This is a genomic window from Actinomycetospora sp. ABD4_176 (genome assembly GCF_056311855.1).
Genome location: NZ_CM149974.1, coordinates 4,855,320 through 4,873,391, shown reverse-complemented (window position 1 = coordinate 4,873,391; position 18,072 = coordinate 4,855,320). Strand labels below are relative to the sequence as shown.

Below are 18,072 nucleotides of genomic sequence, written 5' to 3'. Positions count from 1 at the left end.
GTGCTCCTCTCAGGCGCTGACGGTGGTGCTCAGGACGGGACGCATGGCGGCGACGGCGTCGTCGACCATCCGGGCGCCCGACGGCGTGGCGCCGAGCGTCCAGAGGAAGCCGTGGATCATGCCGTCGTAGCGGATGGCGGTGACGTCGTTGCCGGCCTCGCGCAGGCGGCGGGAGTAGGCCTCGCCCTCGTCGCGCAGCGGGTCGAACTCGGCGGTCGCGACGAACGCCGGCGGCAGGTTGCTCAGGTCCTGCGCGCGCAGCGGGAAGGTGTAGGGGTCGTCGCTGGGATCGGTGGCGCCGAGGTAGTGCGCCCAGAACCACTGCATCGTGGCGCGGCCGAGCAGGTAGCCCTCGCCGTTGTCGGTGATCGAGGGGCTCGTCCAGTCGAAGTCGACGACGGGGTAGATGAGCAGCTGGAAGGCGATCGCCGGGCCGCCGCGGTCGCGCGCGGCGAGGCTGACCGCCGCGGCGAGGTGACCGCCGGCGGAGTCGCCGCCGACCGCGAGGCGCGACGCGTCGACGCCCAGCTCGTCGGCGTGCTCGGCGACCCACTGCGTGGCCGCGTAGCAGTCCTCGAACGCCGCGGGCTGCACGTGCTCGGGGGCGAGGCGGTAGTCGACCGACACCACCGTGACGCCCGCGGCGTTGGCGATCTGCCGGCACGGGCGGTCGACGGTCTCGATGTCGCCGATGACCCAGCCGCCGCCGTGGAAGTACACGAGCACCCCGTGCGGCAGGTCCCCGTGCGGCGTGTAGATCCGCACCGGGATGTCGCCGGCCGGGCCCGGGATGGCGCGGTCGCTGACCGTCGCGACGTCCTCGGCCGGCGGCTGGAGGTCGACGAACGCGGCCGTCGCCTGGCGCGCCTGGGGCACGGTCATGCACTCGATCGGCGGCATGCCCTGCTCGACGAGGGCGTCGAGCAGTGCTTGGGCCTCGGGATGGACGGGCACGGGGGCCTCCTGGGGGATCGACGACGTCGGCCCCCTCACCGTGACGGAGCACACACGCGCCGCGCCTCGTCCCCGGGGCACGAAGGCCGCGCGCGGATTTGTCCCCGCCCGGTCGGTCGCCGTCGGCCACCCCGCGTGTGCTGGTCGCCACTCTCCCGGACGGCTACCGTCGCGCGGGAGGGCCGACAGCGGCGGTCGGGACTCCGGGTACTGATCGCAGGGTGGTGGTCGCGGAGTGGTGACGATCGAGCCGTCGGCGAGCCCGGCCCGTGCCGGCGCCGCGGCAGACGTCACGGACGTCGCAGGCGAGGTCGCCGAGGTGGCGGCCGCGCTCGCCCCGCGCCGCGGCGAGGTCAGCGACTCGATCAGCGACGTGCTCGCCACCCGGATCGACGACCTGCGCGGCGACCCCGCCCTGCGCGACCTGCTCGGCGCGAGCGTCGAGGGCAACGTCGAGACGATCCTGCACCTTCTGCGCCACGATCTCGACCCGCGCGCCGTCGAGCCGCCGGCCGCGGCCGTCGCGTACGCGCAGCGGCTCGCGCAGCACGAGGTACCGGTCAACGCGCTGATCCGCGCCTACCGCGTCGGGCAGTCGCACCTCATGGAGTGGGCGTTCGCCGAGGCCACCCGCCGGGCCGGGGACGTGGCCGCCGCCGCCTCGCAGCGCATCGTGCTCGTGGTCATGGAGTACGTCGACCACGTCACCCAGCACGTCGTCGCGGCCTACGAGGCCGAGCGCGAGCGCGGGCGTCGCAGCCGGCACGCGCTGCGGGTGGCGCGGGTGCGCGACGTGCTCGCCGGCCGGGCCGCGAGCTCTCCCGACGACCGGCTCGCGGTGGAGTCGACGCTGGGCTACCGCTTCTCGGCGGTGCACCTGGGGCTCGTGGTGTGGCGCGACCCGGGCGAGCGCGCCGGGGCCGACGGCGCCGGCTTCGGGACGTTCGAGCGCGTGGCGCTGGACGTCGGCACCGCGCTGGGTGCCGCGGGCCGCCCGCTCGTGGTGCCGTGGGACGCCGACAGCGCCTGGGCGTGGCTGCCGTGCCGGGACGACGCGGCGCCGTCGCGGGAGCTCGTCGCCGGGGTCCTCGCCCGCCACGATCCCGGGCTGCGCGTCGCGGCCGGGTCGCCGGCGGGCGGCGTCGATGGCTTCCGCACCACCCACGAGCAGGCACGACGGGCCCGCGACGTCGCGCTCGCCGGCGGCGGGGAGCCGCCGGCGGTCACGGTGTTCGACGAGGTCGGCGCAGTGGCCCTGCTCTGCGCCGACCGCGACGGCGCCCTGGCCTGGGTGCGCCGGGTGCTCGGCCCGCTCGCCGACCCGGACCCGGGGGTGGAGCGGCTGCGCGAGACGCTGCGGGTGTTCCTCGCGACCGGGGGCAGCCTCGCGAGCACCGCCAAGCGCCTGCAGGTGCACCGGAACACCGTCAAGTACCGCGTGGGGCGCGCCCACGAGGTCCGCGGCCGGCCCCTGGGCGACGACCGCATCGACGTCGAGCTCGCGCTGCTCGCCTGCGCGTGGCTGGGGCCGGCAGCGCCGGCGGAGTAGGCACGAGCCCCTTCCGGGCCCGCGTGACCTTGCCTCTCCTCAGCCGACGACGCCGCGATACTCGTCCTGAGTGTCGGATCGGCGTGTCAGACTGCGCTCATGCCGACGGTGCTCGAGCGCGAGATGTACTCGGAGGCCGAGGCTGCTCGGCTGCTCCGGGTGTCGCAGAGCACGCTCAACTACTGGCTCGAGGGCGGCGAGCGTCGAGGCCGCACCTACCAGCCCGTGATCCGGCTCGAGCCTCGCGGTGGTCGTGCCCCGGTCACGTGGGCCGAGTTCGTCGAGGCGGGCCTCCTACGGATGTACCGGGTCGAGCAGCGCGTCCCGATGGCCGAACTCCGCGCCTTCATCGACGTGCTCCGGCAGGAGTACGGGGTGCCGTACCCGCTGGCGGACAGACGCCCGTTCGTCAACGAGCGTCAGCTCGTCATCGAGGCGCAGGACCGGGCGAACCTGGCTCCCGAGTTCTGTCTCGTCGCGGTCGTCCGCAACCAGACGCTTCTCACGCCTCCGGCCGAGGAGTTCTTCGCGCGAGTGGGATGGGACGGCGACGTCGCGTCATCGTGGCGGCCGCACGCCGACCGTCGCTCGCCGGTCAGGATGGATCCGGCACTGCGCTTCGGGAAACCTGCCGTCGGCGGCGTCAGCACGCAGGTGCTCTGGGAGCACGTCGATGCAGGTGAGAGCCTCGATGACGTCGCCGACAGCTTCGACCTGTCCATCGACGAGGTGCGGTGGGCACTGAGCTACGAGACGGCCGACCGAGCGTCGTAGGTGACCGACAAGCCGGCGAGCATCCGTTACTACTTGGATGCCGACGTGCTCGGTCTGGCCAAGGTGTTGGTCCGGTTGCGGTCGGACGTCACGTTTCCGGGTGACCCTGGTGGCACGGTGCACCGGCGACAGCGGCCGCCCTGCCCGATCACGGCGCCGGCGGCCCCGGACGATGTGTGGATACCTGAGGTAGCGCGGCACGGGTGGCTCATCATCACTCGCGACAGCGCGATCCAGGACAACCGGCGAGAGATCGACGCAGTCCGCGACAACGCAGCTCGCATGGTGGCGTTGGGTGGGAAGGAGGCCCGAGACACCTTCACCCAGCTCGAGGTGGTCATGTGCCAGTGGCGTCGGATCGAGGCGTTGATCGCCGAGCCGGGACCGTTCATCTACATAGCCACCAGGACGAGTCTCAGGGCCGTCGGCCTGGCTTGATCGTCGACAGAGGGCAGCCCTACTGCTCGTCGCGGCGGCGCCGTCCCCCGTAACCGAGGCCCAGCACCCCGAGCAGCGCGCCCGCCCCGAGCAGGCCGACCGCGGCCCGCGGGCCGGGCGTGCGCCCGACCGTCACCGCCGGCCGGACGACGAACGGGGCCGGCTCGGGCAGCTCCTCGCGCTCGTTCTCCTTGAGCGTCGCGGCCCAGGCGGTGACGAAGAGGATGAACCGCGAGACGAAGTTCGCGAACACCAGCAGACCGATGATCGGGCCGAACGCCGCGCCCGCGGGCGAGCTGGTGACGCTCGAGATGTAGACCGTCATGACCTGCTGCAGGATCACGAACCCGACCGCGGCGAGCAGGGCCGCCCGCGCGGCCGAGCGCAGCGTGACCGGCTCGCGGGGCAGGCGGGCGATCACCCAGAGGAAGACCAGCCAGTTCGCCGCCAGGGTGATGGCGAGACCGGCGAGGAAGAACAGGACGCTCGCCCAGGTCTCGTCGGCCAGCCCGAGGAACTCCAGGATCGTGGTCGACAGGCCCGTCCCGATCGCGGTGATGGCGAACGACAGGGCGAACGCGAGCCCGAGGCCGATCATGGCGAACAGGTCGCCGAGGTACTTCTTGACGATCGTCGGCGGCTCGCCGCGCTGGTCCCACTGCTCGGAGAGGGCCTCGCGCAGATTGCCCATCCACCCGAGCCCGGAGAACAGGGCACCGAGCAGACCGATGATGCCGACCGCGTTGCGCTGGGCGATGGCCTGCTCGATGACGTCGTTGATCAGGTCGTTGAGCCCCGGCGGGACGGCGTCGGTGATGCTCTGCTGGATCTGCGTCAGCAGCGCCTCGTTGTTGGCCAGCACGAACGCCGCGGCGGCGAAGGCCACCATGAGGATCGGGACGAGCGCGAGGATCGAGAAGAACGTGATGGCCGCGGCGTAGTGGTCGCCGTGCTTCTCGGTGTAGCGGCTCGCGGCGCGGACGAGGTGGTCGAGCCAGGGGTAGCGGGCGCGCAGCTTCTCCAGCTGTGTGGGCTCGCTCGACGTGTCCGTGTCGGCCGTACCGGCCGTGCTGGCGGTGCTGCTCATCGCGCGCGCGTCCCCTCGCGGTCCCCGACTGGCCGCGGACCGGCGGGCCCGCGCGCGGGATAGCTACCCCGGGTGGCGGCCCCCCACGCGCGGTCACGTGCCCCTGGCGGGCGGTTGTCCGTACGGCCGCGGGTCGAACTGCCCGTTGCGGGCCCGGAAGGAGCGGGCGGTGCCGGGCCAGAGCAGGGTGAGCCGCCCGCTGGCCTCGTCGACGTACCAGCTGCGGCACCCGCCCTGCAGCCACACGGTCTCGGCGCCCATCGCGTCGATCTCGCGGGTGTAGGCCTCCTCGGCGGCCGCGGTGACCTCGAGCGGCGTGCCGTCGCCGGCGGCGAGGTGGTCGAGCGCGCCGAGGACGTGGTCGATCTGGGTCTCGATCATGTAGACGGCGGAGTTGTGCCCGAGGCTCGCGTTCGGGCCGTTGAGCACGAACATGTTGGGGAAGCCGTGCACGGCGGTGGAGGCGTGCGCGGTCATGCCGTCGGCCCAGCGGTCGGCGAGAAGCCCGTGGCGGCCCTCGATGCGCTGCGCGAAGGGCAGCCGGGTCGTCCAGAAGCCGGTGGCGAGCACGAGGGCGTCGAGCGGGTGGTGGGCGCCGGACGCGGCGATCGCGGTCGACTTCTCGACGCGCTGCAGGGCGCTGGGCTCGAGGGTCACGTCGTCGCGGCCGAGTGCCGGGTAGAGGTCGTCGGAGATGACGATGCGCTTGCACCCGATCTCGTACTCGGGGCGCAGCCGGGCGCGCAGCCGCTCGTCCGGGACCTGCGCGGTCAGGTGCGCGAGGGCGCGGTCGCGCAGCCGGTCGATGTCGGGACGCACGCGGCGGCGGGCGCCGATGGCGCGCTCGGCCTCGTCGAACAGCTCCTCGCGCAGCGCCCGCTCGGCGCCCGGATCGAGGGCGAAGGTGCGGCGCTCCTGGGCGGAGTAGGCGCGGTCGCCGCGCGGCACCACCCAGGGCGGGGTGCGCTGGAAGACGACGAGGTGGGAGGCGCTGCCGGCCAGCGCGGGCACGATCTGCGCGGCCGAGGCACCAGTGCCGACCACGCCGACGCGGCGCCCGGTCAGCGCGGCGGCGCCGTCCCAGCGCGCGGAGTGGAACACCGGCCCGTCGAACGCCGAGAGCCCCGGGATCTCGGGGATGCGGGGCTCGGACAGGCGCCCGGCCGCGACGACCAGCACCCGGGCGCGGTAGGTCCCCGCCGACGTCGCGATCCGCCAGCGGCTGCCGTCCCATCGGGCGCGCTGCATGTCGGTGCCGAGGCGCAGGTGCGGGTCGAGGCCCTCGTCGCGGGCGCACTCCCGCAGGTAGGAGTGGATCTCCGCGCCGGGCGCGAACACCCGCGACCAGTCGGGCTTGGGCCGGAACGAGAACGAGTAGAGGTGCGAGGGGACGTCGCAGGCGACGCCGGGGTAGCGGTTGTCGCGCCACGTGCCGCCGACGCCGTGGGCCCGCTCGAGGACGACGAACGACTCGCGCCGCCGCCGGGCGAGGCGGATGCCCAGGCCGATCCCGGCGAACCCGGCCCCGACCACCGCGACGTCGACGTCGACGTCGACCGTTCCGGTCACGGCGTCACGGGGTGGTCGGCCACGCCCCGAACGTACGCCGCAGCGTCGCGGGCGTCAGAGCAGGACGATGAGCCCGAGCACCAGGAGGGCGGCCAGGACGACCAGCGCGAACCACAGCCGCGCCCGGCTCGTCGCGCGCTCCACCTCGGCGGCGACCGCCGACCGGCGTCCGGCCTGCGGCGACCCCACGCCGTGCTGCGTGCCGCTCGCGGCGTCGTGGAACGACTCCCCCGCCATGCCCGTGCCCCCGACCATGCTTCGACGCTAGCCGGGGATCCCCGCGCGCAACACCGCCTGCCGGTCGGCGGGCGCGTCGTCGTAGAGGGTCGTGCGCTGGCGCGGCGTGCGTCCGAGCGCGGCGGCGAGCTCCTCGACCTGCGCCAGAGTGAGCTGGCGGCCCGCCTCCGCCCCGGCCGCGGGGTCGAGGGCGCCGTCGAGCAGCAGCCCGCCGGCGTCGTCGGCACCCCCGCGCAGCACGGCGGTCGTGAGCTCGGGCCCGAGCTTGGGCCAGGCCGCCTGCACGTGGTCGATCCGCCCGTGCAGCACCAGCCGCGCCACCGCGTAGAGCGCGCGGGTCTCCCGCGCATCGGGGTTGTTCCGCGTGCGAGCGATGCGGCTTCGCTGGCGTTCAACGCCAGGATCGCCACATCCTCGATCCGCGACACGCCGCAGCTCGGGTGGCAGCAGCTCCAGCGGCAGCGCCTCCGGCTGGATCGGCATGGGGATGAACTCGGTGAACCCGCCGGTCCGGTCCTGGATCGCGGCGAGCGCGCGCAGGTGCGCGACCTGCTGCGCCGGGGTCTCGACGTGCCCGTAGACCATCGTCGCCGTGGAGCGCAGCCCGACCGCGTGCGCGGTGGTGACGAGCTCGGTCCAGCGCGCGGCGGGGATGTCGGTGCCGCCGGTGAGCAGGGCCCGGACGTCGTCGTCGAGGATGCGCGCCGCAGTGCCCGGCACCGACCCGAGCCCGGCCTCGCGCGCGGCGAAGAGGAAGTCGCGGGCGTCGAGCCGCAGGCGCGCCGCGCCGTCGGCGACCTCCGCGGGCCGGAACGCGTGCAGGTGCAGCGGCACCCGGCCGGTGATCAGCGCGACGAGGTCGAGCGGCGCGCGGTGCGGCACGTCCGGCGGCAGCGGGCCCTGGACGCAGATCTCCGTGGCCCCGAGCGTCCAGGCCTCGTCGACGAGCGCGGAGGCGTGGGCGGGGTCGCGGACGACGGCGGTGTCGAGGTTGCGGTTCGCGACGAAGGTCAGCTGGTCGCCGACGACGTCGCGCCGCACGCCGTCGGCGAGCGCGCACAGCGCCTCGAGCTCCTCGCCGTCGGCACCGAGCAGGTCGACGTAGGCGTCGTCGGACAGGCCGGCGGGGGTCGCCTCGGCGCGCGCGAGGTGCGGGCGCAGGCTCACCGTGCCGCTGCCGGCCGGCGCACCCGGGCCAGGCCGTCGGGGTCGGCGAGTGCGATCACGGGGTCGACGAGGTCGGGGTGCAGCCAGCGGTCGGGGTCGCGGGCGTAGCGCGGGTAGACGGTCAACCTCGGGGTGAGGGTGAACCCCGCCGCGGCGGTGACGTCGCGCAGCGCGTCGAGCCCGGGCCAGGGGCGCTCGGGGTTGACGTGGTCGGGCGTCACCGGGGAGACGCCGCCCCAGTCGTCGATGCCCGCGCGCAGCAGCAGCGCCTGGTCCTGGGCCGCGCTCGCGCTGTCGTCCAGGTCGCCCGCGAGGTTCGGCGGCGCCTGGACACTGACACCGAGTGGCATGATCAGCCGGGCCACGGCGACCGCCGCGACGAACGCGTCGAACTCGGCGTCGGGCTCTCCGCGCATGGCCGTGTCGGGCTTGGCGCGGAAGTTCTGGACGATCACCTCCTGCAGGTGCTCGCCCCGCCGTGCCGACTCCGCGAGCACGAGCAGCGACTGCGCCCGCTCGGCCCGGTGCTCGCCGATGCCGACGAGGATCCCGCTGGTGAAGGGCACGCGCGCGCGACCGGCGTCGTCGACGACGCGGCGGCGCAGCGCGGGCTCCTTGTCCGGCGAGCCGTAGTGCGCGCCGCCCGGCCGCGACCACAGCCGCGTCGCCGTCGTCTCGAGCATCATCCCCATCGACGGCGAGACCGCGCGGAGGCGCTGCAGCTCGACGAGGTCCATGACGCCGGGGTTGAGGTGCGGGAGCATGCCGGTCTCGTGCAGGACGGCCCGGGCGGACTGCTCGACGTGCTCGAGCGTCGTGCCCAGTCCCCGCGCGCCGAGCCACTCGCGAGCCGCCGACCAGCGCCCCTCGGGCCGGTCGCCGAGGGTGAACAGCACCTCGGTGCAGCCCTGCGCGGCGCCGGCGCGGGCGATGTCGAGCACCTCGTCGCGCTCGAGGTAGGCCGCGGGCAGGCGCCCCGGGACCGTCGCGAACGTGCAGTAGTGACAGCGGTCGCGGCACAGCCGGGTCAGCGGCACGAAGACCTTGGGGCTGTAGGTGACGACGCCCGGACGGCCCTCGGCGAGGAGGTGCGCATCGCGGCGGGCGGCGGCGAGCCCGAGCAGCGCATCGAGCTCCTCGCCCCGCGCCGCGAGCAGCGTCGTCGCGTCGAGGAGCGTGGCGGGGTCCTGCGGGTCGTCGGCGAGCGCGCCGTCCGCGGCCCGTCCGAGCGCGACCCGGACGTCGGTGCGCGACGGCTCCGCCGGCTCCGGCAGCTCCACCAGCCCGCGCGGCAGCGGCGCGGGTTCCGGGAGATCGGCGAGGAAGACCACGTCCCGAACCTACGCGTGCGAGCGATGCGGCATCGCCCGCACGGGACGCCAGGATCGCCACATTGTCGCCCGTGCGACACGCCGGCCGGCGGCCCCGCTGGTCCAGGGTGGGCGTCGTGGAGCCCCGGAGCCGCGCGCTGGCCGCGCTGTGCGTCACCGAGGTCGTGAGCTGGGGCGTCCTCTACTACGCGTTCCCGGTGCTCGTGGGGTCCATCAGCGCCGACACCGGCTGGTCGGTCGCGGCCGCCACGGGCGCGTTCTCGGTCGGCGCCCTCGTGTCGGCCGGCGCCGGCATCGTCGTCGGGCGGCTGATCGACCGCCGCGGCCCGCGTGTGGTGATGACCACCGGCTCCGTCGTCGGCGTCCTCGCGACCGTCGCCGTCGCCACGGCCCCGACCCTGCCGCTGTTCTACGCGGCCTGGGCGCTCGCGGGTCTCGCCCAGGCCGCGACGTTCTACCCGCCGGCCTTCGCCGCGCTCACCGGCTGGTACGGCGACGAGCGGGTGCGCGCGCTGACGACAGTGACCCTCGTCGCCGGCTTCTCGAGCACGGTCTTCGCGCCCCTGACCGCCGTCCTGCTCGACCCGCTCGGCTGGCGCGGGGTGTTCGGAGTGCTCGCCGTGGTGCTCGCCGTCGTCGCCGTCCCCCTGCACGCCGCCTTCCTCACCCCGCCGTGGCGGGCGCACGACCGGGCCGCCGGCGGGCCGAGCGACGCCGACCACGCCCGCGACGTCCTGCGCAGCCCGCGCTTCGCCGTCGTCACGACGGTGATGACGGTCGGCGCGTTCGGCCTCTACGCGACCACGATCAACCTCGTCGCGCTGCTCGTCGGGCGTGGCCTGGACCTGGGCACGGCGGCGCTCGCGCTGGGGCTCACCGGCGTCGGGCAGGTGGCGGGGCGGCTGGCGTTCGTCCCGCTGGTCCGGCACTCGACGGCGCGCACGCGCGTCGCGGGCGTCCTGCTGCTGGGCAGTGCCGGTGTGCTGGCGCTGGCGATGGTGCCCGGGCCGACGGTGCTGCTCGCCGCGCTCGCGGTCGTCGCCGGCGCGGGGCGCGGGCTGCACACGCTGCTGCAGGCCTCGACCGTCGCCGACCGCTGGGGCACCCGCGCGTTCGGCCGGGTCAACGGCGTCTTCTCCGCGCCCGTGACGCTCGCGGTCGCGCTGGCCCCGGCCGGCGGGGTGGCCGTCGCGACGGCCGTCGGCGGCTTCCCGGCGGCGTTCCTCGTGCTCGGGCTCGCGACGGTGCTGGCCGCGCTGGTCGGGCTCGCCGCCTGACCGCGCCGGGTCACAGCGTCGCGAGGTGGGCGGCGACGGCGGCGTCGAGGCGCTCGGCGTCGCCGGTGGCGAGGAGGTCGAGCAGGGCCCCGCGCAGCACGGCGAGCAGCAGCACGCGCCGGGCCGGGTCGTCGACGGCCTGGTGCGCGGCGAGCAGGGCGTCCCAGTCGGCGACGGTCTGCGCGGCGAACCCCGCCCACGGGCCGTCGCCGGTGTCGGTCACCGAGTGCGTGTAGGCCTCGAGCCACAGCCGCAGGAGCGCGCGGTGCTCCGGCGCGGCGAGCCACGCCCACACCCGCGCCCCGACCTCGGCGAGCTCCCCGCCCTCGCCGACGGCGTCGACGACCGCGAGCTGGTCGGTGCGCGAGCGCGCGAGCAGGGCGCGGACCAGCCCGTCCTTGCTGCCGAAGAGGAACAGCAGCACGCGGGGGCTCGACCCGATGGCCTCGGCCAGCGGGCGCAGGCTCATCCCCGCCCACCCGTGCTCGAGCACCCACGCGTACGCGGCCTCGAGCAGCTCCTGTTGCCGTGCCGAACCGTTCCCCGTCACCCCGGCAGTGTGCTTCACTGAAACAGTCGTTTCAGTGAGGAGGTCGTGATGGGCGAGGTGGCGATCCGGGAGCTGGGCCGGCCCGGGGACCTGGGCTGGGTGCTCATGGCCCACGGCGAGCTCTACGCCTCCGAGTACGGGTGGGCGATCGACGCGGTGACGGCGCCGATCGTCGCCCGGTTCGCCACCGGTGCCGTGCCGGGGCGCGACGCCGGGTGGATCGCGGAGCTCGACGGCGTGCGCGTCGGCAGCGTGCTGTGCGTGCGCGACGACGAGGCAACGGCGCGCCTGCGGCTGCTGCTGGTCGACCCCGCCGCGCGCGGGCACGGCGTCGGGCGCCGGCTCGTGGCGCGGTGCGTCGACTTCGCCCGCGACAGCGGCGCCGCCCGCCTGGTGCTGTGGACCAACGAGCCCCTCGCGGCCGCGCGGCACCTCTACCTCGAGGCCGGCTTCGTCCTGACCGGCGAGGAGGTCCACACGGAGTTCGGGGGCGAGGTGCGGGGCCAGTCGTACGAGCTCGCACTCGTCTGACCCCTTGACCGGACTCTCCAGTCCTGTTCTTATATCAAACCGATGGGTTGAACAGACTGGAGGACTCCACCATGAACGCCGCGACCGTCACCACCGCCACCGCGCGCCCCCGCGCCGTCCGCTGGGCCCTCGGCGTGCTCCAGGTCCTGCTGGCCGCCGTCTACCTCTTCTCCGCGGCTGGCAAGATCTCGCTCGAGCCGACGGTCGTCGCCGGCTTCGCGATGATGGGGATCGGCGGGGCCGGCACCGTCGCCCTCGGCGTCGTCGAGCTCGCGGCGGCCATCGGTTTGCTCGTCCCCCGGCTCGCCGGCCTCGCCGCCACCGGGTGCGTCGCCCTGATGACCGGTGCCGTGATCATCACCGCCATCACGCTGGGCGGCGCGATGATCCTCGTCCCGGCGGTCGTGCTCGTGCTCGTCGCGGTCGTCGCCTGGGTGCGCCGCCACGAGACCGTCGCCCTGCTCCGGAACCCGCGCGCGGTCCTGTTCGCACGGTGATCCCGCCGGTCCTCGGCGCCCGACCTCGCTCGCGGGGCGGGCACTGCGGCGTGTCGTCCTCGCGAGGATGTGGCGATCCTGGTGACCAGCGCCAGCGATGCCGCATCGCTGGTACGGGGGGCGAGGTCAGGGCCGCAGCGACGACCCCGACCCGCCCCGGCTCTCCGGCACGCCGTCGTGCGACGGGACGTCCGCGTCGGTCCGGGTGTCGGTCGGGGTGTCGGCGGGGCTGTCGGTGGGGCTGTCGGCCGGCGGGTCCGACCCGTTGCCGAGCGCGTCCTCGACCGGCCGCACCCCGGTCGGCTCCTCGTGGTGCTCCAGCGTCTCGTCCTCGGCGACCTCGTCCGGCGCCTCCGCGCGCTCCCCGGTCCGGACGTCGATCTGCTGGCCGATGTAGCGCAGGATCTCCGCGATCACGGCTGCCACCGGCACCGCGAGGAACGCTCCGGCGATGCCGGCGAGGCTCGAGCCCGCGGTCACGGCGAGGATGACCAGCGCCGCGTTGAGCCCGAGGCCCCGGCCCTGCACGAGCGGCTGGAGCAGGTTCCCCTCGATCTGCTGCACGGCGAGGATGAGGATCAGCACCCCGATGGCGGTGCCGAGACCCTGCACGACCAGCGCGATGAGCACGGACAGCGCACCGGCCACGAGGGCGCCGACGATCGGGATGAACGCGCCGAAGAACGTCAGCACGGCGAGCGGCAGCGCCAGCGGCACCCCGAAGATGACCAGACCGATGCCGATGAACACGGCGTCGACGAGGCCGATGAGCGCCTGGCTGCGGATGAACCCGCCGAGGCTGCGCCAGCTGCGGCGGCCGACCTCGGCGAGGTGCCCGCCCGACGTCGGGCCCGCCACGCGCTGCAGCCAGGGCAGGAACTTCGGGCCGTCCTTGACGAACAGGAACGCGAGGACGACCGCCAGCACCGCGTTGATGACGCCGTTGGCGACCGTGGTGACGCCGGTGAGGACGCCGGTGGCGATCTGGCCGGCGCTCTGCTGCAGACGGTCGGTCGCCATCTGCACGTAGCCACCGATCTGGCTCGCGCCCAGGTTGAACGGCGGGCCCTGCAGCCAGCTCTGGATCTGCTGGATGCCCTGCGACGCGCCCTGGACGATCGCCGGTGCCTGCCCCGCCACGGCCGGCGCGATGAGCGCGACGATCCCGCCGAGGACGCCGAGCCCCAGCACGAGCACCAGCGCGGTGGCCAGCGCGGCCGGCACCCGGCGGCGGCGCAGGAACGTCACCGGCGGCTCGATCACGGTCGCGATGACGAGCCCGAGGAACACCGGGAAGACGATCGACCAGAGCCAGATCGCCATCAGCCCGAGCAGCGTCAGGGCGGCCGCGACCAGCAGGAACCGCAGGCTCCACCGCGCGGTCCAGGCGAGGCCCTCCCCGATGACGTGACCGCGCGTGGGCTGGTGCCCTCGCGCGATGTCCCGCGACGCGGGTGCCTCGTCCATGGACGTGAGTCTCCCAGCGATCGAGGTCCTCCGGGGATGCGGTGACGTCGCGCGGCGGCGCAGGGTCGTGGTCGGCGCCGGGGTGCCCAGCCGCCGCTCGCCCTACCCGTCGGTGGTCGTCCCGCCCGCCCTGCACGGCCGCGGAGACACGTCGGGCCCCTCCCCGACGTGCGGGGAGGGGCCCGAGCGGGCTGTCTGCGGGCGCTAGTTCGCGACGGCCTTCTGGAGGCCCTCGTCGATGGCGTCGAGGAAGTCCTGGGTGTTGAGGTAGTCGGCGTCCTTGCCGACGAGCAGCGCCAGGTCCTTGGTCATCTTGCCGCTCTCGATGGTGTTCACGCAGACGTCCTCCATCTTCTGCGCGAAGTCGACGAGGGCGTCGTTGCCGTCCAGCTTGCCCCGCTGCGACAGCCCGCGGCTCCAGGCGAAGATCGACGCGACCGGGTTGGTCGAGGTCTCCTTGCCCTGCTGGTGCTGGCGGAAGTGGCGGGTCACGGTGCCGTGGGCGGCCTCGGCCTCGACCGTGCCGTCGGGCGTCATGAGCACCGAGGTCATGAGGCCGAGCGAGCCGAAGCCCTGCGCGACGATGTCGGACTGCACGTCGCCGTCGTAGTTCTTGCAGGCCCAGACGTACCCGCCCTCCCACTTCAGGGCGGCGGCGACCATGTCGTCGATGAGGCGGTGCTCGTAGGTGAGGCCGGCCTTCTCGAAGTCGGCCTTGAACTCCGACTCGAAGATCTCCTCGAAGGTGTCGCGGAACATGCCGTCGTACGCCTTGAGGATGGTGTTCTTGGTCGACATGTAGACCGGGTAGTTGCGGTCCAGCCCGTAGCGCAGGGAGGCGCGGGCGAAGTCGACGATCGAGTCCTTGTAGTTGTACATGCCCAGCGCGACGCCCCCGTCCTCCGGGAACTTCGCGACCTGGAACTCCATCGGCTCGCCCTCGCCGTCGGGCGTGTAGCTGATGGTGACCGTGCCGGGACCGGGGACCTTGAAGTCCTGGGCCAGGTACTGGTCGCCGTGGGCGTGACGGCCGACGACGATCGGCTTCGTCCAGTGCGGGACGTAGCGCGGGATGTTCTGGCAGACGATCGGCTCGCGGAAGATGACGCCGCCGAGGATGTTGCGGATCGTGCCGTTGGGCGAGCGGTACATCCGCTTGAGGCCGAACTCCTCGACCCGCGCCTCGTCCGGCGTGATCGTCGCGCACTTGACGCCGACGCCGTGCTTCTTGATCGCGTTGGCCGCGTCGACGGTGACCTGGTCGTCGGTCTCGTCGCGGTGCTCGATGCCCAGGTCGTAGTACTCGAGGTCGATGTCGAGGTACGGGTGGATCAGCTTGTCCTTGATGAACTGCCAGATGATCCGGGTCATCTCGTCACCGTCGAGCTCGACGACGGTGCCCTCTACCTTGATCTTCGCCACGACTCGGGAGACCTCCTCCTGGGGCACCGACCACCGGCGCCCGGCTGACCTGACCGCACGCTATCAACGCGTCCGGCGACGACGACGGGTGAGGAATACCCCGGTGGGCGGTGTCACCGGCACGTCACCGGTAGGCCAGCGGGCCCCCGCTGATCGTCAGGGAGACGGCGATCATGACCAGCCCGAACAGCACGTAGGTGACGATGTCGACGCGCCGGCTGCGGACCGCGAGCAGGCCCGCCGCGGTGCGGGTGAGGCTCGCGCGCAGGACCCCGGCGAGCAGCAGCGCGAGGCCCAGCTCGGTGGTCCCCTCGCGCCAGTGCTGCAGGCCGATCCGGCCGAACGCGACGGCCACGACGACCATCACCGCGAGGAACGGCAGGTGCCCGCGGATCTTGCGCAGGGTCTCGGCGCGGGTGCGGCGCGGCCGCGCGTGACGGCCCGCCGGGAGCATCTCGGTGGGGCTCTCGTCGGGCGGGGGCGCCGGGGCGACGGGGGCGGGCAGCGGGGCCGGCTCCGACATCGACGTCGACGCGGCCGGACGCGCCGCCGGCGGCCCCTGCGGCGGCGGCGTGGGGGGCGCGGGCGTCTGCGGCGGCGGGCCCGGGCGGGGTGTCACGAAGGTCATCCGGTGCTCATCCGGTGCTCACCCGCTCACCCGCTCCGCGCGCTCGACGACGTTGGTGAGCAGCATCCCGCGCGTCATCGGGCCGACGCCGCCGGGGACCGGCGCGAGGAACGAGGCCACCTCGCCGACCTCGGGGGCGACGTCACCGACCAGCCCGTTCTCGCCGCGCGTGATGCCGACGTCGAGCACCGCCGCGCCGGGCTTGACCATGTCCGCGGTGACGAGCCCGGGCACCCCGGCCGCCGCGACGACGACGTCGGCGGCCCGCAGCTCCGCGGCGACGTCCTTGGTGCCGGTGTGGCACAGGGTCACGGTGGCGTTGACCGAGCGCAGCGTCAGCAGCAGCCCCAACGGGCGCCCGACCGTCACGCCGCGGCCGAGGACGGTGACCTTCGCGCCGTCGAGCGGCACGTCGTAGCGGCGCAGCAGCTCCACCACGCCGCGCGGGGTGCACGGCAGCGGGCCCGGCTCCTGGAGGACGAGCCGACCGAGGTTGGTGGGGTGGAGCCCGTCGGCGTCCTTGTCGGGGTCGATGCGCTCGAGCACCGCACCCGAGTCCAGGCCCCGGGGCAGCGGGAGCTGGACGATGTAACCGGTGCACGCCGGGTCGGCGTTGAGCTCGTCGATCGCGCGCTCGACGTCGGCCTGGGTGGCGTCGGCGGGCAGGTCGCGACGGATCGAGTCGATGCCGACCTTCGCGCAGTCGCTGTGCTTGGCCTTGACGTAGGAGTGCGACCCCGGGTCGTCGCCGACCAGCACGGTGCCGAGGCCGGGTGTGCGGCCCGCGGCCGTGAGCTTCTCCACCCGTCCGCGCAGGTCCTCGAGGATCGCGGCGAGGGTGGCCTTCCCGTCCAGCTTGGTCGCGGTCACGACCTCATGATGGCAGGCCGGACCCCGTGCCCCGCGGAGCCGACCGCCCCGCCGGCCCGGACCGTCGCCGCGACCCCGGCCGAAACAGCGGCCACGGCGCCGACGCCACCCCCGCCGCGACCAGCGTGAGCACCGCGCCGAGGATCGTCGTGGCCCCCGGGGTGCCCGCCGACGACGGGATCGCGAGGTCGATCGCCAGCGAGCCCACGATCTGCCCCGCGACCGCGCCGAGCGAGAGCAGCAGGACCCCGATCTGCCCGACGATCCACGCGCTCAGCCCGATGAAGACCGCCCCGAACGGCCCGCCGAGGTAGAGGTACCAGGCGCTCGGGAAGGGGTGCGGCGGGCCGAGCAGCAGCACCGCGACGATCCCGGCGACCACCAGCGCGGCGAGCCCGACGACGAAGTTGATCGTGGCGGCGGGCAGCACCGACGCGACGACGGAATCGCGCTCGCCCGGCGGGACGGGGTCCTCGGCAGGGTCCTCGCCGGGGTCCTCGGCGGTCCCGCGCACCCCGCTCGCCGCGGCGGCGACCTGCCCGTTCAGCGCCTGCTGCGTGGCGATCGCGACCCCGGCGGCGAGCGGGAGCAGCGCCAGCACCACCGGCGCCTCGGTACTGACCGACGGCGCCACCGACAGCGCGACCGCCCCGAGCATGAGGACCGCGCCGAGCACGCGCGGCGGCGTCGTGCGCCGGGGGCCCGCCGGGCCGAGCCCGGCGCGGTCGACGACGAGGCCGCCGCTGGACTGGCCGGCGACGACGGCGATGGTGAACAGCGCGGTGCCGAGCACGTGCGCGGTGAGGCCCTGCCCGGCGACGAGCAGCGCCCCGCCCAGCCCGCCGAGCAGCTGCCAGGGCCGCAGCGTGCCGCGGCGCCGGGCGGCCCGGACCCGCCGGAGCCCGCGCCGCCCCGCGGGCAGCAGCGCGAGGAGGACGAGCAGCAGGACCAGGCCGAGACCGAACGACACGACCGCGGCGAGCACCCCGTCGCCGAGGGCCACGCCGAGCTCGGCGTTGATCCGCGCCTGGGCGACGATGAACCCGCCCGTGACGAAGGCACCGGCGAGCCCGAGGGCGGTGCGAGGAGCGGCCACGGTCCCGGGAACCTAGCGCCTGGTGATCATCCGGGTGGTCGCCGAGTTCGCCGCGGCGACCGCGCCGGCGTAGATGCCGTGCTGGACGAAGCTCGTCACCAGCAGCCGGCGCTCCCATCGCCAGGGCGGCGGGGTGTCGCCGAGCACCGGGAACAGGCCGAGGGCCATCACCTGGCTGCCGGCGAAGAACGCCAGTCCCGGGCCCGGCTCGCGGGCCAGGAGGTGCTGGAGGCCGACGTGGGCCGTGCCGACCGCCGAGCCGTAGCCCCAGTGCACGACCCAGAACAGCGCCCGGCGGCCCTCCGCCGTCCGCGGGGCCCAGCCGATGGCGTGGCGCAGCAGCGTCGACGCCGCGATGACGACGTGCTCGCTGTCGTCGTAGTCGAGGATGATCTCGATCTCGGACGGGTCGATGCCCTGCCGGCGGGCGTATCGCCGCCGCCGGAGCGCGGCCGCGGCGGCCATCGCCCCGGTGCCGGCGGCGCCCCCGAGCACGCCCCGGGCGATCTCGCGCAGCACCGGCGCGCCCCTCCGTCGACCCATGGACGCCCATCGTGCCCTGGATCGGTTCACGATGCGGTCGGGCAGGCGCCCCCTCCGGTCGTGCCCGTCCGTTCGACCGGTGCCC

At 74.6% G+C, this 18,072-nt stretch carries 19 protein-coding genes; 6 read left to right on the top strand and 13 right to left on the bottom strand.

The window, feature by feature from the left end:
- Positions 1-9: 9 nt before the first annotated feature.
- Complete coding sequence (locus ACYX4T_RS23635) at positions 10-954, bottom strand: alpha/beta hydrolase (protein ID WP_476011655.1); 945 nt, start codon at positions 952-954, stop codon at positions 10-12.
- A gap of 238 nt (positions 955-1,192) precedes the next feature.
- Here ACYX4T_RS23635 and ACYX4T_RS23630 point away from each other — a divergent pair, with 238 nt between their 5' ends.
- From ACYX4T_RS23630 to ACYX4T_RS23620, 3 genes are all read left to right on the top strand, one after another.
- A complete protein-coding gene (locus ACYX4T_RS23630; protein ID WP_476011654.1) occupies positions 1,193-2,503 on the top strand; it encodes a PucR family transcriptional regulator in 1,311 nt (436 codons plus the stop codon).
- 108 nt (positions 2,504-2,611) lie between these two features.
- Positions 2,612-3,277, top strand: a complete 666-nt coding sequence (locus ACYX4T_RS23625; RefSeq protein ID WP_476011653.1) for a DUF433 domain-containing protein — start codon at positions 2,612-2,614, stop codon at positions 3,275-3,277.
- The gene (locus ACYX4T_RS23620) at positions 3,278-3,715 is read left to right on the top strand and encodes a PIN-like domain-containing protein (protein WP_476011652.1); all 438 of its coding nucleotides are present in this window, start codon (positions 3,278-3,280) and stop codon (positions 3,713-3,715) included.
- A 19-nt stretch (positions 3,716-3,734) separates the two neighbouring features.
- Here the strand turns inward: ACYX4T_RS23620 and yhjD are convergent, their stop codons facing one another.
- The 5 genes from yhjD to cofG all read right to left on the bottom strand — a co-directional run bounded on the left by yhjD (position 3,735) and on the right by cofG (position 9,106).
- Entirely contained in the window at positions 3,735-4,802 is a 1,068-nt protein-coding gene (yhjD, locus tag ACYX4T_RS23615; protein WP_476011651.1) for an inner membrane protein YhjD, read from the bottom strand.
- Between the two features lie 93 nt (positions 4,803-4,895).
- Positions 4,896-6,371: a flavin-containing monooxygenase gene (locus ACYX4T_RS23610; protein ID WP_476011650.1), complete on the bottom strand. Its 1,476-nt coding sequence runs from the start codon at positions 6,369-6,371 to the stop codon at positions 4,896-4,898.
- Between the two features lie 54 nt (positions 6,372-6,425).
- Positions 6,426-6,626, bottom strand: a complete 201-nt coding sequence (locus ACYX4T_RS23605) for a hypothetical protein (RefSeq protein ID WP_476011649.1) — start codon at positions 6,624-6,626, stop codon at positions 6,426-6,428.
- A 9-nt stretch (positions 6,627-6,635) separates the two neighbouring features.
- Complete coding sequence (locus tag ACYX4T_RS23600; RefSeq protein WP_476011648.1) at positions 6,636-7,775, bottom strand: FO synthase; 1,140 nt, start codon at positions 7,773-7,775, stop codon at positions 6,636-6,638.
- Positions 7,772-9,106: a 7,8-didemethyl-8-hydroxy-5-deazariboflavin synthase CofG gene (cofG, locus tag ACYX4T_RS23595; protein WP_476011647.1), complete on the bottom strand. Its 1,335-nt coding sequence runs from the start codon at positions 9,104-9,106 to the stop codon at positions 7,772-7,774. The genes ACYX4T_RS23600 and cofG overlap by 4 nt, the downstream gene beginning before the upstream one ends.
- Positions 9,107-9,222: 116 nt before the next feature.
- Here cofG and ACYX4T_RS23590 point away from each other — a divergent pair, with 116 nt between their 5' ends.
- Positions 9,223-10,383 carry an MFS transporter gene (locus ACYX4T_RS23590; RefSeq protein ID WP_476011646.1) on the top strand — a complete coding sequence of 387 codons (1,161 nt, stop codon included), beginning with the start codon at positions 9,223-9,225 and terminating at the stop codon, positions 10,381-10,383.
- A gap of 10 nt (positions 10,384-10,393) precedes the next feature.
- Here the strand turns inward: ACYX4T_RS23590 and ACYX4T_RS23585 are convergent, their stop codons facing one another.
- On the bottom strand, positions 10,394-10,933 hold the full coding sequence (locus tag ACYX4T_RS23585; protein WP_476011645.1) for a TetR family transcriptional regulator: 540 nt from the start codon (positions 10,931-10,933) through the stop codon (positions 10,394-10,396).
- Between the two features lie 48 nt (positions 10,934-10,981).
- On the opposite strand from ACYX4T_RS23585, the gene ACYX4T_RS23580 reads away from it, so the two are divergent.
- Both ACYX4T_RS23580 and ACYX4T_RS23575 read left to right on the top strand, forming a co-directional pair.
- Positions 10,982-11,464 (top strand): GNAT family N-acetyltransferase, encoded by a 483-nt coding sequence (locus ACYX4T_RS23580; RefSeq protein ID WP_476011644.1) that lies wholly within the window; start codon positions 10,982-10,984, stop codon positions 11,462-11,464.
- A gap of 71 nt (positions 11,465-11,535) precedes the next feature.
- Positions 11,536-11,961, top strand: coding sequence for a DoxX family protein (locus tag ACYX4T_RS23575; RefSeq protein WP_476011643.1), 426 nt, complete (start codon positions 11,536-11,538; stop codon positions 11,959-11,961).
- Between the two features lie 126 nt (positions 11,962-12,087).
- On the opposite strand, the gene ACYX4T_RS23570 is transcribed toward ACYX4T_RS23575, so the two are convergent.
- The 6 genes from ACYX4T_RS23570 to ACYX4T_RS23545 form a co-directional block, all read right to left on the bottom strand.
- Positions 12,088-13,428 (bottom strand): AI-2E family transporter, encoded by a 1,341-nt coding sequence (locus tag ACYX4T_RS23570; RefSeq protein ID WP_476011642.1) that lies wholly within the window; start codon positions 13,426-13,428, stop codon positions 12,088-12,090.
- A 204-nt stretch (positions 13,429-13,632) separates the two neighbouring features.
- Positions 13,633-14,850 (bottom strand): NADP-dependent isocitrate dehydrogenase, encoded by a 1,218-nt coding sequence (locus ACYX4T_RS23565; protein WP_476011641.1) that lies wholly within the window; start codon positions 14,848-14,850, stop codon positions 13,633-13,635.
- Positions 14,851-14,974: 124 nt separating this feature from the next.
- Positions 14,975-15,478: a DUF3017 domain-containing protein gene (locus tag ACYX4T_RS23560; protein ID WP_476011640.1), complete on the bottom strand. Its 504-nt coding sequence runs from the start codon at positions 15,476-15,478 to the stop codon at positions 14,975-14,977.
- 18 nt (positions 15,479-15,496) lie between these two features.
- The gene (locus tag ACYX4T_RS23555; protein ID WP_476011639.1) at positions 15,497-16,348 is read right to left on the bottom strand and encodes a bifunctional methylenetetrahydrofolate dehydrogenase/methenyltetrahydrofolate cyclohydrolase; all 852 of its coding nucleotides are present in this window, start codon (positions 16,346-16,348) and stop codon (positions 15,497-15,499) included.
- A 4-nt stretch (positions 16,349-16,352) separates the two neighbouring features.
- Positions 16,353-17,444, bottom strand: a complete 1,092-nt coding sequence (locus ACYX4T_RS23550; protein WP_476011638.1) for a DMT family transporter — start codon at positions 17,442-17,444, stop codon at positions 16,353-16,355.
- A 12-nt stretch (positions 17,445-17,456) separates the two neighbouring features.
- Entirely contained in the window at positions 17,457-17,987 is a 531-nt protein-coding gene (locus ACYX4T_RS23545; protein WP_476011637.1) for a hypothetical protein, read from the bottom strand.
- Positions 17,988-18,072: the final 85 nt, after the last annotated feature.